Source organism: Streptomyces flavusporus (assembly GCF_046267975.1).
Classification (GTDB): Bacteria; Actinomycetota; Actinomycetes; order Streptomycetales; family Streptomycetaceae; genus Streptomyces; species Streptomyces flavusporus.
Genome location: NZ_CP176503.1, coordinates 5,446,585 through 5,462,483 on the forward strand (window position 1 = coordinate 5,446,585; position 15,899 = coordinate 5,462,483).

Below are 15,899 nucleotides of genomic sequence, written 5' to 3' on the forward strand. Positions count from 1 at the left end.
TGCGGTGAGGGTCAGGCGTCCTTCTTCAGCCTGAAGGACCACAGGCCGGTGGGGGCCTCCTGCTTGCCGCCCATGATCGAGACGAGCGTGGAGTTGCCCTGGGCACCGTACTGGGCGTTGAAGAACACGCTGCCCGGGATGGTCCGGTACGTCTTGGTGCTGGAGTCGGTGAGCGGCTGGCCGTTCATCAGGATCGTCCAGCCCTTGTCCGCGATCTTCGGGTCCACACCGAAGCGCACAGTCTCGTCGGGGTCGACCGAGATGGACTTGATGCCCTCCTCCTTCAGGCACCCGGACCGCTCTTCGGCCGTGAGAGCGTCACCCTCGTGGTAGCAGGTGGCCTCCGAACTGACCGAGCTCGAACCGACGGTGATCGTCGACATCGGCGACGGCTTGTCGCAGGCCGACAGGACGAGCAGTCCGGCGGAAACGGCGCCGGCGGCGGCGACGGCGCGGCGGCGTCGCACAACGGATTGCATCGTGGTCATACCCGAAGGCTATCGGTCACGCGCGACCCGCTCCCCACGTGGGGTACAGGCCATGCCGTGCGTTACGCCACTCGCCCGCCCCCTGCACCACCCGCGACTCGCCCGCCCCTACACCACCCGCACCCGGGCCGCACCCCCGCGCCGCGCCGAGCTGAGCAGGCCGCGGACGGTGGTCAGCCAGCCGGCGGCGACGATGCAGGCGGCCACGACGAGGCCGAGGGTGCCGTTCAGGGGCAGTGCTATGCCGATCGCGCCGCCGATCACCCACGACATCTGCAGCAGCGTCTCCGAGCGGGCGAACGCCGACGTCCGCACCAGCTCCGGTACGTCCCGCTGGATCAGCGCGTCCAGGGACAGCTTGGCCAGCGCCTGTGCGAACCCGGCGACCGCCGCCAGGCACGCCACCAGGAACGCGCCGAAGAACACCGCCGCCGTGATCGCCACGCCCAGCTCCACCGCCACGACCGTCACGATGATCAGTTCCGGTGCCCGTGCCCGCAGGGCCGCCCCCACCGCCGTACCCAGCGCGTTGCCCACGCCCGCCGCGACCGCCACCATGCCCAGCGACACTGCCGCGCTCTGCCCGGTCATGGGGTGCTCGCGCAGCAGGAAGGCCAGGAAGAAGATCAGGAACCCGGCGAGGCAGCGGATCGCCGCGTTGACGCCGAGCGCGTGGGTGACCGCGGTCCCGACCGTCCTGAGCCCCGGACGCTTGACCGGCCGTAGGTGCGGCCCGTGCAGATGGTCGGCGTCCGCGGCGAGCAGGGCGGTGTCCTCGCCCTTGGCCGAGTCCACCTTCGGCGGCAGGGAGAACGACAGGAACATTCCGGCCATGAAGATCACGAACGCGCCGTACAGCGGCCAGCGCGGCCCGATCGCCTGCAGCCCCGCCCCGACCGGCGCCGCCACACCGGTCGCCAGCAGCCCGCCGAGGGTGACCCGGGAGTTGGCCTTCACCAGGGAGAACCGGGGCGGCAGCAGCCGAGGCACCACGGCACTTCTGACCACCCCGTACGCCTTCGACGCGACGAGCACGCCGAGCGCCGCCGGATACAGCTCGATACTGCCGGTGATGACCGCTCCGGACAGCACCAGCGCAAGCAGCGCCCGGGCCAGCATCGCGCCCGCCATCGCCGCGCGGCGGCCGTGCGGGAGCCGGTCGAGCAGCGGGCCGATCACCGGCGCGAGCAGAGTGAACGGCGCCATGGTGATGGCGAGGTAGAGCGCGACGCGCCCGCGGGCCTCGTCGGTCGGCACCGAGAAGAAGACGGTGGAGGCCAGCGCCACGGTGATCATGACATCGCCCGCGCCGTTCACGCCGTGCAGCTCGATCAGCTTGCCGAGCCCCGACTCACCGGCGCCGTGCGCGTGGGTCGCCTTGCGGATACCGCGGGCCGTACCCGTCAGGGGGAAGTGCAGGGCACGGCCGAGCGAACGGAGCGAGCCATGCGTCCGGCCCGTTCCGCTGCGTCCGCTGCTGCCCTTGATGCCGCTTGCCACCCCGTCATAGTGCCCCGAGAGCGACGTCCGTAGTGCGGTTACGGCGCGTATGGGCGTGCACTTCACAGGTCGCCGCGTCCGGTGGGTGGGCGGGAAAGACCGCCGGGAAGCAGCGAAGACTCCCGCCGGTGTAGGCCCAGCGCCGGACAACAGGTAGCGTGCGTATCTCGGCCATCCCGCAGAATGGATGGTGACAGGTGCGCCCGAGCGCGATGGCGCGCGGACGTCGACGCGGTCCCCAGGTCCGCTCCGTCCGCCCCGACGCCTCAAGGCACCGCACCCGAGAGACGGCGTAGGAGAGAAGCGATACCTGTGAGCGCAGCGACCACGCGAAGCCGCACCCCCGACCGCCTGTGCGCCGAGGCCGTCGACCTCGCCCGCGCCGCAGCCGAGGAGGCCGCCGCGCCCGGCGTCGTCGGGGAGCACGTCGGCACGGCCTCCGAGGGCGACCGCGTTGTCACGCACTTCTTCGAGTGCAAGGAGCTCGGGTACCGCGGCTGGCGCTGGGCCGTGACGGTGGCCAGGGCGTCCCGCGCGAAGATCGTCACGCTGGACGAGGTCGTCCTGCTGCCCGGCCCGGACGCGCTGCTGGCGCCGGAGTGGGTGCCGTGGAGCGAGCGGCTGCGCCCCGGCGACATGGGCCCCGGCGACCTGCTCCCCACGGACGCCGAGGATCTGCGGCTGGAGCCGGGCTTCACCGGCGAGGAGGGGCCGCCGCCGAACTCCGCGGTGTCCGCGGACATGGCGGAACTGGTCGAGGCCGAGGACGCCGAGGTCACGGCGGGCCCGCCGGCCACCCTCCCGACGGCACCCACGCGCGGCTCGATCGCGGCGGTCGCCGAGGAACTGGGCATGCGCCGCGCCCGGGTCCTGTCCCGGTACGGGCTGCATGTGGCCGCCGACCGCTGGGAGGAGGGCTTCGGCCCGAAGACGCCGATGGCGCAGGCGGCGCCGGCGTCCTGCGCGAGCTGCGGCTTCCTGGTGCCGATCGGAGGGTCACTGGGGCAGGCCTTCGGGGTCTGCGCGAACGAGTTCTCGCCGGCCGACGGCCGGGTGGTGTCGCTGGCGTACGGGTGCGGTGGGCACTCCGAGGCCGCGGTGATGCCGAAGCCGCCGCAGCCGATTCCGCCGGTGATCGACGAGACGCGGGTGGATCCGTTCCCGCTGCGGCCGGCGCGGGATTCCGGGTCGGTTCCGGAGGTGCCCGACGAGTCGGTGGCCGAGCTGGGGCATTCGTAGCGTCCCGACTCCGGGGCCGGCTGAGATCGTGACGTCACGGTCGTCGCTCCCGCGCGATACCTTCTCCTCACGGCGATGAGGAGAGTGAACGTGAGCAAGTTCGTGCGGCCTGCCGCCGAAGGTGCGGACCCCTTCGGGACGGCTCGTCTGCGGCGCGGAGTGCTGGATGCCTGGGCGACCAGCCCGGCGCGGTTCCGTGAGGACGCGAACGCCGAGGAGGATCTCGTCCTCGGCGGCTACCGGGACCGGCTCGTCGTGGAGCTGGCGCAGAACGCCGCCGACGCCGCCGCCCGCGCCGGCGTGCCCGGCCGGCTCCGGCTCACCCTCCGCGACGGCGTCCTCTTCGCCGCCAACACCGGCGCCCCCCTGGACGCCGCCGGCGTCGAGTCGCTGGCCACTCTCCGCGCCTCCGCCAAGCGGGACACGCCGTCCATCGGCCGTTTCGGCGTCGGTTTCGCCGCCGTACTGGCCGTCACCGACGAGCCCGCCGTCGTCGGCCGGCACGGCGGTGTCCGCTGGTCCCTGGCCGAGGCCCGTGACCTCGCCGCCGACACCGCCCGGCACAGCCCCGGCCTGGGCGACGAGATCCGCCGGCGGGACGGACACGTGCCCCTGCTGCGGCTGCCGTTCGCCGCCGAGGGCACCGCGCCCGACCCGTACGACACCGTCGTCATCCTGCCGCTGCGCGACACCGCCGCCGCCGATCTCGCCGAGCGGCTGCTGCGCGCCGTCGACGACTCCCTGCTGCTCACCCTGCCGGGACTGGAAGAGGTTGTCGTCGAGATCGACGGCGACGCCCCCCGCACCGTGCGCCGCAGCACCGACGGCGCCTTCACGGTCGTGGAGGACTCCCGCAACGGCGTCACCCACTGGCGCACCTCCTCCGCCCACGGCCCCCTCACGCCCGATCTGCTCGCCGGCCGCCCCGTCGAGGAGCGGCTGCGCCCCCACTGGTCCGTCACCTGGGCCGTGCCCATCGACGCCGCCCACGGCACTCCCGTCCGGCCCCGCACCAGCCCCGTCGTCCACGCTCCCACCCCCAGCGACGAGCCCCTCGGCGTGCCCGCCCTGCTCATCGCGTCCTTCCCGCTGGACACCACCCGCCGGCACGCCGCGCCCGGCCCGCTGACCGACTTCGTCGTGCAGCGTGCGGCGGACGCGTACGCCGAACTCCTCGCCGAATGGCGGCCGGTGAGCGAGGCGATCATCGACCTCGTGCCCGGCCCGCTGGGGAAGGGCGAGCTGGACGGGGCGCTGCGGCAGGCGATTCTCGAGCGGCTGCCGCGGACGTCCTTCCTGCCGCCGGCCGTTCCGCCCGCCGGCGACGGCTCCGACGAGCTGCCCGAGTCCCTCCGGCCGCGGGACGCCGAGGTCGTCGAGGGCGCCGGCGCCGACACCGTACGGGTGCTCGCCGAGGTGCTGCCCACGCTGCTGCCCGCCGGGCTGGAACGGCGGGTCGAACTGCGCACGCTCGGGGTCGCCCGGGTCCGGCTGAGCGACGCCATCGACCGGCTGGCCGGCCTGGAGAAGGAGCCCGGCTGGTGGCGGCGGCTGTACGACAGCCTCGCCGGGGTGGATCCGGACCGGCTCACCGGGCTTCCCGTGCCGCTGGCCGACCGGCGCACGACGATCGGGCCCCGGCAGGTCCTCCTGCCCGCCCCGGACGCCGCCCGCATCGACCCCGAGGTCCTCGCCCGGCTCGGCCTCAAGGTCGCCCACCCGGATGCCGCGCACCCGCTCCTGGAGAAGCTCGGCGCCCTGCCCGCGACCCCGCGTGCCGTGCTCACCACCCCGCAGGTGCGCGCCGCCGTCGCCGCCTCCCTCGACGACGAGGGCGGCGCCCTCTGGGAGGAGGACGCCCCGGACGCCGAGGAGCTGGCGGACACCGTCCTCGCGCTCGTGCGAGACGCCGGGCTCGAAGCCGGTGACGAGCCCTGGCTGGGCGCCCTCGCCCTCCCGGACGAGGAAGGGGAACTGGCCCCGGCAGGCGAACTCGTCTTCCCCGGCAGCCCCTTCGCCCAGGTCATGCGTGAGGGTGAACTCGCCTTCGTCGACGCCGAGCTGGCCGAGCGTTTCGGTGAGCAGCCGCTCGCCGCCTGTGGCGTCCTCGCCGACTTCGCGCTGGTCCGCGCCACCGACGTCGTCCTCGACCCCGATGAACTCGAGCCCCGGGAAGGGGACTTCGCCGAGCCCGACGACCCCGGTCTGCTGGACGCCGTGGACGTCTGGTGCGAGGACATCCTCGACCGCTTCCCGGACTCGCCGGTGCCGCCGGTGGCGACGGAACTCATCGCCGTACGCGATCTGGATCTGGTGGCCGACGACAAGTGGCCGCAGGCCCTCGCCCTGCTGTCGAAACCCCCCTTGCGTGACGCGCTCATCCAGCCGGTGCGCATCCTGCTGCCCGACGGCACCCATGAGGTCGTACGGCCCTACACCGCTTGGTGGCTGCGTGGGCACCCGGTGCTCGACGGACGCCGCCCCGCCGGGCTGCTCGCCGCCGGTGGGGATCCGCTGCTGCGCGGCCTGTACGACGAGGCCGACGCCACCGGCTTCGACGACGAGCAGGTGCTGCGGGCGCTCGGCGTACGAACGTCGGTCGCGGCCCTCCTCGACGAGCCGGGCGGCGCCGCCGAGCTGCTGGACCGGCTCGCCGACCCCGAGCGGCAGGTCACCGGCGCCCAACTGCACGGCCTGTACGGCGCGTTGGCCGAGCTGGACCCGGAGCAGGTGACCCTGCCGGACGAGCTGCGGGCGGTCGTCGACGGGCGGGTCGAGGTCGTGGACGCGGCCGACGCGGTGGTCGTCGACTCGCCGGACCTGCTGCCGTTCACCGAGGGTGTGCCCCTGCTGCCGGTGCCGCCGGCCCGGGCCGCCGAGCTGGCGGAGCTGTTCCAGGTGCGGCGGCTGAGCGAGTCCGTCACCGGTGAGGTGGACTCCGAGGGCACCGAGCACGAGGTGCCGGAGCCGGTGCGGGTGCTGCTGGGCCCCCGGACGCCCGACACCTACGTCGAGCACGAGGAACTCGTCGTCGACGGTGTGGAGATCGACTGGTGGGTCACCTCCGACGGCGTACTGCACGCCGCCACGCTGGAGGGTGTCGCCGCCGGTCTCGCCTGGGCGGCGGGCCAGTGGCCGCGGCGCTTCGAGGTGGCGGCACTGCTGGAGGACCCGTCACGGACGGCGGAGTTGGCACGGGACCGGTGGTTCGACTGAGGCGCTCACAGAGCCTCAGAATTTCCCCACAAAATTTTCGTACGACGTGCAACCATTCACACCAGTCACGTGTCAGATCATGCGAGCCAACAGGCTCCACGATCACTTGGGCCCCGGCCGACGACGAGCCGTAGGGAACGACCACAGTCGGGGCCCCTCTCCACGTGGGGAACACATGCGCATACGAGCCACCGTGGCCGCCGTCACCGGCGCCCTGGCCCTCTCCGCCCTCGCCGTGCCGTTCGCGCAGGCCGACTCGCGGGATGCCGCGAGCCTGGACCGGCCGAGCGCTGCCGAGCGTTTCGGCACCTCTTCCGCCAAGTCGGCGTTCAGCACGGCCGCCGCCGTGCCCACCGTCTCCAACGTGACGGTGAACGCGGGCAAGAACCTCGTGTTCGGCACCACCACCGTCAAGACCTTCACGGTGTCCCTGACCGCCACCCACGAGAGCGGCATCGCGGACGCCTACATCGACCTGTGGCACGGCACCGACGTCGAAACCGACGTCGACGGCTACCTCGGCCCGAACGAGGAGGCCGCCACCTGCACCGCCTCCAGCGCCACGACGTCGACCTGCAAGCTCACCATCACCGGTGACACCTACGCCGACCTGCTCAAGAACTCGCTGGCCGGCAACTGGCACGTGACGGCGGGCGTGCTCTCCAACGACGGCGAGATCTACTGGAACGACTACTACAAGACCCACAAGGTCCAGCGCGCGTCGAAGCTGACGGTCAACGCCTCGCCGGAGCCGGTGGTGAAGGGCAAGACCATCACGGTCAGCGGCAAGCTGTCCCGCGCCAACTGGGAGACCCTCACCTACTCCGGCCTGCCCAGCGGCCAGAGCGTGGTGCTCCAGTTCCGCAAGGCGGGCTCCAGCACCTACACCAACGTCAAGGGCATCAAGACCGCCACGGGCGGCGCGCTGAAGACGACCGTCGCGGCCTCCGTCGACGGTTACTACCGCTTCAGCTACGCGGGCATCACCAGCACCGCGGCCGTCAACGCCACGGGCGACTACATCGACGTGAAGTAAGCAACAGCACGACTGCCGCCCGGCCCCGGAAGCCATCCGGGGCCGGGTGCTTTTTTCCCAACTTTCCCTGCCGGAGCAACCGTTACAGGCATTCGCCTATCTGATCAGGTGAGCCAACAGGCTCCACGATCACTCACTGGGGAACGCATGCGTATACGAGCCACCGTCGCCGCCGTGACCGGCGCCCTGGCCCTCTCCGCCCTCGCCGTACCGGCCGCTCAGGCCGCCGATGTCTCCGGCGTCTCCGGCGCCGACTACCGCGAGGCCGTCGCGAAGATCCGCCAGGCCGCCCACACCCCCTCCGGTGCGACGGCGTTCAGCACCAAGGCCGCCCAGGACGAGCCGTACGCCCTGGACGCCTCCTTCTCCAACTTCAAGATCGCCAAGGCGGTCAAGGTCGGCGCCACCGGTCACTACTCCACGACGGTCACCTACACGCTGACCCATGGAGCGGACGTCGACATCACCGCGCAGGACTTCCTGACCGGCCCCTACCTCTACCGGGGCGCCTTCGCCACGCCCGACACCACCCTGTTCGGCGTGAAGCCGGCCACCTGCACGACCGCCACGGCGACCACCGCCACCTGCACCGGCAAGATCGACATCTACCCGGGCGAGGGCGACCTGCTCAATACCGACGCCGGCACCTGGAAGGGCGCGGCGCTGGCCATCGCGTACAACGGCCAGGACCCGGCGGGCGAGAACTTCGACATCACCAAGGTCGGGTACGCCGACCAGGGCGACCTCGGCACCACGCTGGTGCAGCGCGGCTCCAAGCTGACGGTCAACGCCTCGCCGGAGCCGGTGAAGAAGGACGCGACCCTCACGATCACGGGCAAGCTGACCCGCGCCAACTGGGAGACGGGCACGTACGTCGGTCTGCCCAGTGGCCAGAAGGTGGTGCTGCAGTTCCGCAAGGCGGGCACCACCAACTACACCAACGTCAAGGGCATCCAGACGGCGGCGGGCGGCGCCCTGAAGACCACGGTGAAGGCCTCGGTCGACGGTTACTGGCGCTTCACCTACGCCGGTATCACCAGCACCGCGCCGGCCACCGTGGCCGGTGACTACGTCGACGTGTATTAGGCCCTAGGCGGGAACCCGGCGGTCGACCCACTTCCACAGGAACTCCAGGGCGACCGTCGCACCCGCGGCGATCCCCACCGCGATCCACGGCATCGTCACACCCACCAACTTCAACGCGAAGAACTCCTGCAACCACGGCACCACCAGCACCACCAGGAACCCCGCCCCCATCGCCACCACCAGCCCGATCCGCCACCAGGTGTACGGCCGGGCGATGATCGCCAGCACCCACATCGCGATCAGGAACAGCGTCAGCGTCGCCGCGCTGGTCTCCGCGTCCAACGCGCCCGGACCGGTGTAGTGCCGGCGGGCGATCAGGTACGTGCCGAAGGTCGCCAGCGCGGCCAGTGCCCCGCCCGGTATCGCGTACCGCATCACCCGCCGGACGAAGTGGGGTTTCGCCCGCTCCTTGTTGGGCGCGAGGGCCAGGAAGAACGCCGGGACGCCGATCGTCAGCGTCGACAGCAGGGTCAGATGGCGCGGCAGGAACGGGTACTCGACCTGCCAGCACACCACCAGGACGGCCAGCAGCACCGAGTAGACCGTCTTCACCAGGAACAGCGTGGCGACCCGGGTGATGTTGCCGATCACCCGCCGGCCCTCCGCGACCACCGACGGCAGGGTGGCGAAGCTGTTGTTCAGCAGCACGATCTGCGCCACCGCCCGTGTCGCCTCCGAGCCGGTGCCCATCGCGACCCCGATGTCGGCGTCCTTCAGGGCGAGGACGTCGTTCACCCCGTCGCCGGTCATGGCGACCGTGTGCCCACGGGACTGGAGAGCCCCCACCATGTCCCGTTTCTGCTGCGGGGTGACCCGCCCGAACACCGTGCCCTCGTCGAGGGCCCGGCCCATGCCGTCCCGGTCGGCGGGCAGCCGGCGGGCGTCGACCGTGCTGCCGTCGAGCCCGAGCTTGCTCGCCACCGCGCCCACCGACACCGCGTTGTCGCCGGAGATGACCTTGGCGCGGACGTTCTGCTCGGCGAAGTAGCGCAGGGTGTCGGCGGCGTCCGGCCGCAGCCGCTGCTCCAGTACGACGAGGGCGGCGGGCTTGGCGTCCCGGGTGACGTCGGGAGAGTCGAGGTCGCCGGAGGTGCGGGCGAGCAGCAGGACCCTGAGGCCCTCCTCGTTCAGCCGCTCGGTCTCGGCGAGGGCGGGATCGTCCTCCACGAGCAGTACGTCGGGGGCGCCCAGGAGCCACGTACTGGCCTCGCCGTTGCCCTCGCTGAAGGACGCCCCGCTGTACTTGCGGGCGGAGGAGAAGGGCAGCGCCTCGGTGACGCGCCACTCCTCGCCGTCCGGGTAGGCGGAGATGATCGCCTGGAGGGAGGCGTTCGGCCGCGGGTCGGACTCGCCGAGGGCGCCGAGGACCTGCCGTACGTAGGCCTCGTCGTGGCCGTTCAGCAGCCGCAGCTGGGTGACGTCCATGCCGCCCTCGGTGAGGGTGCCCGTCTTGTCCAGGCAGACGGTGTCGACGCGGGCGAGGCCCTCGATCGCGGGCAGCTCCTGCACCAGGCACTGTTTCCGGCCGAGCCGGATGACGCCGATCGCGAAGGCGACGGAGGTGAGCAGGACGAGCCCCTCCGGGACCATCGGCACGATGCCGCCGACCGTGCGGGCGAGGGAGTCCTTGAGGTCGTTGTCCTTGACCACGAGCTGGCTGATGATCAGGCCGATCGCGGTCGGGATCATCATCCACGTCACGTACTTGAGGATCGTGGAGATCCCGGAGCGCAGCTCGGAGTGGACGAGCGTGAAGCGGGAGGCCTCCTCGGCGAGCTGGGCGGCGTACGCCTCGCGCCCCACCTTGGTCGCCTGGAACGCGCCACCGCCCGCGACCACGAAGCTCCCGGACATGACCTGGTCCCCCGGCCGTTTGACGACCGGATCGGCCTCACCGGTGAGCAGGGACTCGTCGATCTCCAGCCCGTCGGCCTCGACGCACACCCCGTCGACGACGACCTTGTCTCCCGGCCCGATCTCGATCAGATCGTCCAGCACGATCTCGGACGTACTGACCTCGGCGGTGACCCCCTCGCGTCGCACGGCCGGCCGTACCTCGCCGATCAGGGCGAGGGAGTCGAGGGTCTTCTTCGCCCGCCACTCCTGGATGATGCCGATGCCGGTGTTGGCGAGGATCACGAAGCCGAACAGGCTGTCCTGGATCGGCGCGACGAACAGCATGATCACCCAGAGCACGCCGATGATCGCGTTGAAGCGGGTGAAGACGTTCGCGCGGATGATGTCGGCCATCGACCGGCTGCTGCGCACCGGTACGTCGTTGACCTGCCCGCGTGCGACCCGCTCGGCGACCTCGGCGGCCGTCAGCCCGGTCGTCACCGACGGCACGGGTGCGGGGTGCGCGGGGCCGAGCTCGGCGTCCGCGTCGATGTGCGTCATGCATTCGACGGTACGTGCGGATGTGGGGCTTCACCCCCGGAGTGGGCGGAAGATCCGACTAGGGGAGGACTGCCGTAGGGCCCTGGGCGTAGGAGCTTACTAGGGGGCTTACGGGGTGGCCGGCGTCTGCTCGCGCGCCGATCGCTTGATCGCCGCGTCCCGCCGGCGGACGTACCAGATGCCGAGCAGCCCCAGCCCCCCGCCGGCCAGGCAGGTCCACAGCCACCAGGTGTGCCCGTGGTCGTCGAACCAGCCGTAGAACGGCAGCTGCACCAGGAAGAGGGCGAACCAGACGATCGTGCCGCCGGTGATGGTGCCGACCACGGGGCCCTCCAGGGGCTCCGGTGCCTCGTGCTTGGGGGTCCACTTCGCCATGGAGGACAGCTTAGAGGTCGCCGGAGGTCCTCGGAGCGCTTCGGGTCTACGCGCGAAGATAGCGATCTCGTCATCATATGTTCATACTGAAACCGTTTGTTTCTGGCCACTTCTGTTCGTATGAAAGTCCAACGGGGCATGGGGGGTGTCCGTTGGTGATGAGGTCCTGCATGTCCACCTCGGCCCCCGCCAAGGCCCCCGCGCCCGAAGGCCCCGGCGCACAGCCCGCCTACGGCGCACTCGACCGCTACTTCAAGATCTCCGAACGGGGCAGCACCCTGGCCCGCGAGATCCGCGGCGGTTTCGCCACCTTCTTCGCGATGGCCTACATCATCGTGCTGAACCCGATCATCCTCGGCAGCGCGAAGGACATGTACGGCAACCAGCTCGACAACGGCCAGCTGGTCACCGCGACGGCCCTGACGGCGGCGTTCACCACGCTCCTCATGGGCGTCATCGGCAACGTGCCGATCGCGCTGGCCGCCGGTCTCGGCGTGAACTCGGTCGTCGCGCTCCAGCTCGCCCCGCGGATGTCCTGGCCGGACGCCATGGGCATGGTGGTGCTCGCCGGTTTCGTCGTGATGCTGCTGGTCGCCACGGGCCTGCGCGAGCGCGTGATGAACGCCGTTCCCTACGGCCTGCGCAAGGCCATCGCCATCGGTATCGGCCTGTTCATCATGCTGATCGGTCTCGTCGACGCCGGCTTCGTCTCCCGTATCCCGGACGTCGCCCAGACCACGGTCCCGCTCCAGCTCGGCGCCACCGGTCACCTCAACGGCTGGCCGGTCCTGGTCTTCATCCTCGGCGTGCTGCTCACGCTGGCGCTGATCGTGCGCAAGGTGTCCGGCGCGATCCTGATCTCGATCGTCGCGATGACCGTCCTCGCGGTGATCATCAACGCCGTCGCGGACGTCCCCTCCTGGGGTCTCACCACTCCGACGTGGCCCGGCAACCCGGTCGCCACCCCCGACTTCGGCCTGATCGGCGAGGTCAGCCTGTTCGGCGGCTTCGCCAAGGTCGGCGTGCTGACCGGCACCCTGTTCGTCTTCACGGTCCTGCTGTCAACCTTCTTCGACGCCATGGGCACGATCATGGGCGTCAGCGACGAGGCCAAGCTGACCGACGCCCAGGGCCAGATGCCCGGCATCAACAAGGTCCTCTTCGTCGACGGCATCGCGGTCGCCGCGGGCGGCGCCAGCTCCTCCTCGGCCACCACCTGCTTCGTGGAGTCCACGGCCGGCGTCGGTGAGGGCGCCCGGACCGGCTTCGCGAACGTGATCACCGGCTCGCTGTTCGCCGTGGCGCTGTTCCTGACCCCGGTTGCCACGATGGTCCCGTCCCAGGCAGCCACCCCCGCGCTGGTCGCGGTCGGCTTCCTGATCCTGGCCGGTTCGGTCAAGGAGATCGACTGGGCGGACTACACGATCGCCATTCCGGCCTTCGTGACGATGCTGATGATGCCGTTCACCTACTCGATCACCAACGGCATCGGTATGGGCTTCATCGCCTTCGTCGTCCTGCGCCTGGCGGCCGGACGGGGCCGGGAGATCCCGGCGGCGATGTACGTGGTGGCAGCGGTGTTCGCCTTCTACTACCTGATGCCGGCACTGGGCCTGACCTGATGCCGCACGGGGGCCGTCAGGTGACCCCGTAGAACCTCTCCGTCTCTTCGACCGCCGACTTGAAGCGTTCGTCGAAGTCGTCCCGAATGAGCGTCCGGATCACATAGTCCTGGACGCTCATTCCTCTTTTCGCCGCATGGTCCCGGAGCCGTTCGAGCAGCTCCCCGTCGATCCGCAGGCTGAGCACACTGGTCCCCATGGACACGAGGGTTGCAAGGCGACCCAGTGGTGCGTCACTTTCCGGAAGTGGCTCACTCGTTCGTGTGATGATCCGGTTTCGGTGGCGCGTGTCACGGTCATCTGTGCGTGTCGCGACTGGTCCTTAGGTAGGGTAATGAGTTACCCTAAAGAACATGCCGGACCTAACCCATGGCGACGACGCGGCCGCCGTGAACTCTCTTCGCTCCGCCGTGATGCGACTGTCCCGTCGGCTCAAGCACCAGCGGGTCGACGAGTCGCTGAGCCCCACCGAGATGTCGGTGCTGGGCACCCTGGCCCGCTGCGGCACGGCCACCCCGGGCGAGCTCGCCCGCAAGGAACATGTGCAGCCGCCGTCGATGACCCGCATCGTGGCGCTGCTCGAGGCCAAGGGGCTGGTCCGGCTGGAGCCGCATCCCGAGGACCGGCGCCAGAAGGTCGTCACGCAGACCGAGCGCGCCGAGGCGATGCTCGAGGAGAGCCGCCGCAAGCGCAACGCGTTTCTGGCCTCGCTGGTCGAGGACCTCGACGAGGACGAGTGGGCGAAACTGCGCGCCGCCGCCCCCGTACTGGAGAAGCTCGCGCATCTGTAACCGCACCACCGGAGGAGGCGAACCCCTTTGAGTACGGGACCCGGAGCACACTCCGCCCCCGCACCGACCACCCACGACACCCCCGAAGACCCCGTCGAGGGCACCCGCAGCATCCGCAAGTCCTCGATGTTCAGCTCGCTGAAGATCCGCAACTACCGCCTCTTCTTCATCGGCCAGGTCGTCTCCAACACCGGCACCTGGATGCAGCGCATCGCCCAGGACTGGCTGGTCCTCAGCCTCACCGGCTCCGCGACGGCCGTAGGCGTCACGACGGCGCTGCAGTTCCTGCCGATGCTGCTCTTCGGCCTCTACGGCGGAGTCCTCGTCGACCGCCTCCCCAAGCGCCCCACCCTGCTGGTCACCCAGACCGCGATGGCGGTGACGGGTCTGGCGCTGGCGTTTCTCACGATCACCGGCCATGTCGAGGTCTGGCACGTCTACGTCGCCGCCTTCGCCGTCGGCCTCGCCACGGTCGTCGACAACCCGGCCCGGCAGTCCTTCGTCTCCGAGATGGTCGGCCCCGACCAGCTCCAGAACGCGGTCAGCCTCAACTCCGCCAACTTCCAGTCCGCCCGCATGGTCGGTCCAGCCGTCGCGGGCCTCCTGATCACCGGCGTGGGCACCGGCTGGGCGTTCCTCCTCAACGGCCTGTCCTTCGTCGCGCCCATCGCCGGCCTGCTGCTGATGCGCGCCCGCGAACTGCACCCCGTCCGGCGCGCCCCGCGCGGCAAGGGACAGCTGCGTGAGGGCCTGGCCTACGTCGCCGGCCGCCCCGAGCTGGTCTGGCCGATCGTGCTGGTCGGCTTCATAGGGACGTTCGCCTTCAACTTCCCGGTCTACCTGTCGGCGTTCGCGGACGAGGTCTTCCACGTCGGCGCGGGCACGTACAGCCTGTTCAACACGCTGATGGCGGTCGGCTCGGTGACGGGCGCGCTGCTGGCGGCCCGGCGGGGCACGGCTCGGCTGCGGCTCCTGGCCGCGGCGGCGCTGGTCTTCGGCACGGTGGAGATCGTGGCCGCGGTGACCCCTTCGTTGTGGCTCTTCGCCTTGCTGATGATCCCGCTCGGCCTGTTCGGCATGACGGTCAACGTCACCGCCAACACCGGCATCCAGATGGCCACGGATCCGGCGATGCGGGGGCGGGTGATGGCCCTGTACATGATGGTGTTCCTGGGCGGTTCGCCGGTGGGCGCACCGATCGTCGGCTGGATCACGGACACGTACGGCGCGAGGGTCGGCCTTGCGGCCGGCGGTGCGGTGGCCGCTGCCGCGGCCATTGCCATCGGCCTGATCCTGGCCCGCGCGGGCGGCCTGCGGCTGTCGGTGGGGTGGAACGCCGGGCATCCGCGGGTACGGTTCGTTCCGCGGGAGGAGCAGAAGGAGCAGGAGGAGCGGGAGGAGCTGGCTGCGGCGGCGTGATCGGCGGAGACCTCTCCGAGTGCAGCGGGGGCAGACTGGGCTCATGAGACTCTTCGCCGCCGTGCTGCCGCCCGACGAGGTCGTCCATGAGCTCGCCTCGGAAGTGGCCGAGCTGAAGAAGCTGCCCGGCGCGGACGGGCTGCGCTGGACCGGGCGGCCCGGGTGGCACTTCACCCTTGCGTTCTACGGGGAGGTCGAGGACGACCTCGTACCGGAACTGTCGGAGCGGCTGGAGCGGGCCGCGCACCGCACGCCGGCCTTCCCGCTGGCCCTGCGCGGGGGCGGACAGTTCGGGCGGGGGAGAGCGCTGTGGGCCGGGGCCGAGGGTGATCTGGTGACGCTGGGGCTGCTGGCCGACCGCACCGAGGCGGCCGCGCGGAAGGCGGGTGTGCCGATGGGGGAGCACCACCGCTACAAGGCCCACCTGACGGTGGCCCGCAGCCGGTACGGGGTGAACGTGCGGGCGTACGTCGACGCGCTGGCCGGGTTCGGGAGCCGTACCTGGACGGTGGACGAGCTGGTCCTGGTGCGCAGCAACCTGCCGAAGTCCGGGGTGCCGGCCGAGCAGCCCCGGTACGAGGCGGTCGCCCGCTGGCGGCTCGGTGGCGCCGGTTAGTCTCGATACGTGGACCCGAAAACCCGGAACCGGATCATGGCCGGTGCGCTTGTGCTGATGTTTGTGGTGGTTGCGGTGGCGGCGGCGTTTGGACAGTAGCGCGCCGCCACCCCT

The 15,899-nt window shown here is 71.0% G+C and carries 13 protein-coding genes; 8 read left to right on the forward strand and 5 right to left on the reverse strand.

The features are described 5' to 3' along the window. Window positions 1-11: 11 nt before the first annotated feature. Together ACKTSN_RS25890 and ACKTSN_RS25895 are read right to left on the reverse strand one after the other, a co-directional pair. Window positions 12-479: a DUF2771 domain-containing protein gene (locus tag ACKTSN_RS25890; protein ID WP_409474919.1), complete on the reverse strand. Its 468-nt coding sequence runs from the start codon at window positions 477-479 to the stop codon at window positions 12-14. A gap of 117 nt (window positions 480-596) precedes the next feature. Then, window positions 597-1,988 (reverse strand): MFS transporter, encoded by a 1,392-nt coding sequence (locus ACKTSN_RS25895; protein ID WP_409471295.1) that lies wholly within the window; start codon window positions 1,986-1,988, stop codon window positions 597-599. A 312-nt stretch (window positions 1,989-2,300) separates the two neighbouring features. Here ACKTSN_RS25895 and ACKTSN_RS25900 point away from each other — a divergent pair, with 312 nt between their 5' ends. The 4 genes from ACKTSN_RS25900 to ACKTSN_RS25915 all read left to right on the forward strand — a co-directional run bounded on the left by ACKTSN_RS25900 (window position 2,301) and on the right by ACKTSN_RS25915 (window position 8,565). Next, a complete protein-coding gene (locus ACKTSN_RS25900; protein WP_409471296.1) occupies window positions 2,301-3,227 on the forward strand; it encodes a DUF3027 domain-containing protein in 927 nt (308 codons plus the stop codon). Between the two features lie 90 nt (window positions 3,228-3,317). Next, window positions 3,318-6,443, forward strand: a complete 3,126-nt coding sequence (locus ACKTSN_RS25905; protein WP_409471297.1) for a sacsin N-terminal ATP-binding-like domain-containing protein — start codon at window positions 3,318-3,320, stop codon at window positions 6,441-6,443. 175 nt (window positions 6,444-6,618) lie between these two features. Further along, entirely contained in the window at window positions 6,619-7,479 is an 861-nt protein-coding gene (locus tag ACKTSN_RS25910) for a DUF5707 domain-containing protein (RefSeq protein WP_409471298.1), read from the forward strand. A 147-nt stretch (window positions 7,480-7,626) separates the two neighbouring features. Continuing rightward, window positions 7,627-8,565 carry a hypothetical protein gene (locus ACKTSN_RS25915; protein ID WP_409471299.1) on the forward strand — a complete coding sequence of 313 codons (939 nt, stop codon included), beginning with the start codon at window positions 7,627-7,629 and terminating at the stop codon, window positions 8,563-8,565. A gap of 3 nt (window positions 8,566-8,568) precedes the next feature. Here ACKTSN_RS25915 and ACKTSN_RS25920 read toward each other — a convergent pair whose 3' ends face one another. Beyond that, window positions 8,569-10,962, reverse strand: a complete 2,394-nt coding sequence (locus ACKTSN_RS25920; RefSeq protein ID WP_409471300.1) for a cation-translocating P-type ATPase — start codon at window positions 10,960-10,962, stop codon at window positions 8,569-8,571. Between the two features lie 108 nt (window positions 10,963-11,070). After that, the gene (locus tag ACKTSN_RS25925) at window positions 11,071-11,337 is read right to left on the reverse strand and encodes a DUF2530 domain-containing protein (RefSeq protein ID WP_409471301.1); all 267 of its coding nucleotides are present in this window, start codon (window positions 11,335-11,337) and stop codon (window positions 11,071-11,073) included. Window positions 11,338-11,507: 170 nt separating this feature from the next. Here ACKTSN_RS25925 and ACKTSN_RS25930 point away from each other — a divergent pair, with 170 nt between their 5' ends. Continuing rightward, window positions 11,508-12,959, forward strand: coding sequence for an NCS2 family permease (locus ACKTSN_RS25930; RefSeq protein ID WP_409471302.1), 1,452 nt, complete (start codon window positions 11,508-11,510; stop codon window positions 12,957-12,959). 16 nt (window positions 12,960-12,975) lie between these two features. On the opposite strand, the gene ACKTSN_RS25935 is transcribed toward ACKTSN_RS25930, so the two are convergent. Beyond that, window positions 12,976-13,164, reverse strand: coding sequence for a ribbon-helix-helix protein, CopG family (locus ACKTSN_RS25935; protein WP_129803610.1), 189 nt, complete (start codon window positions 13,162-13,164; stop codon window positions 12,976-12,978). A 148-nt stretch (window positions 13,165-13,312) separates the two neighbouring features. On the opposite strand from ACKTSN_RS25935, the gene ACKTSN_RS25940 reads away from it, so the two are divergent. The 3 genes from ACKTSN_RS25940 to thpR are packed head-to-tail and all read left to right on the forward strand — an operon-like array spanning window position 13,313 to window position 15,785. Next, window positions 13,313-13,750 carry a MarR family winged helix-turn-helix transcriptional regulator gene (locus ACKTSN_RS25940; RefSeq protein WP_129803609.1) on the forward strand — a complete coding sequence of 146 codons (438 nt, stop codon included), beginning with the start codon at window positions 13,313-13,315 and terminating at the stop codon, window positions 13,748-13,750. A 27-nt stretch (window positions 13,751-13,777) separates the two neighbouring features. After that, the gene (locus ACKTSN_RS25945; RefSeq protein ID WP_409471303.1) at window positions 13,778-15,169 is read left to right on the forward strand and encodes an MFS transporter; all 1,392 of its coding nucleotides are present in this window, start codon (window positions 13,778-13,780) and stop codon (window positions 15,167-15,169) included. Window positions 15,170-15,212: 43 nt separating this feature from the next. Then, on the forward strand, window positions 15,213-15,785 hold the full coding sequence (gene thpR / locus ACKTSN_RS25950; protein WP_409471304.1) for an RNA 2',3'-cyclic phosphodiesterase: 573 nt from the start codon (window positions 15,213-15,215) through the stop codon (window positions 15,783-15,785). The last annotated feature ends 114 nt before the right edge of the window (window positions 15,786-15,899 follow it).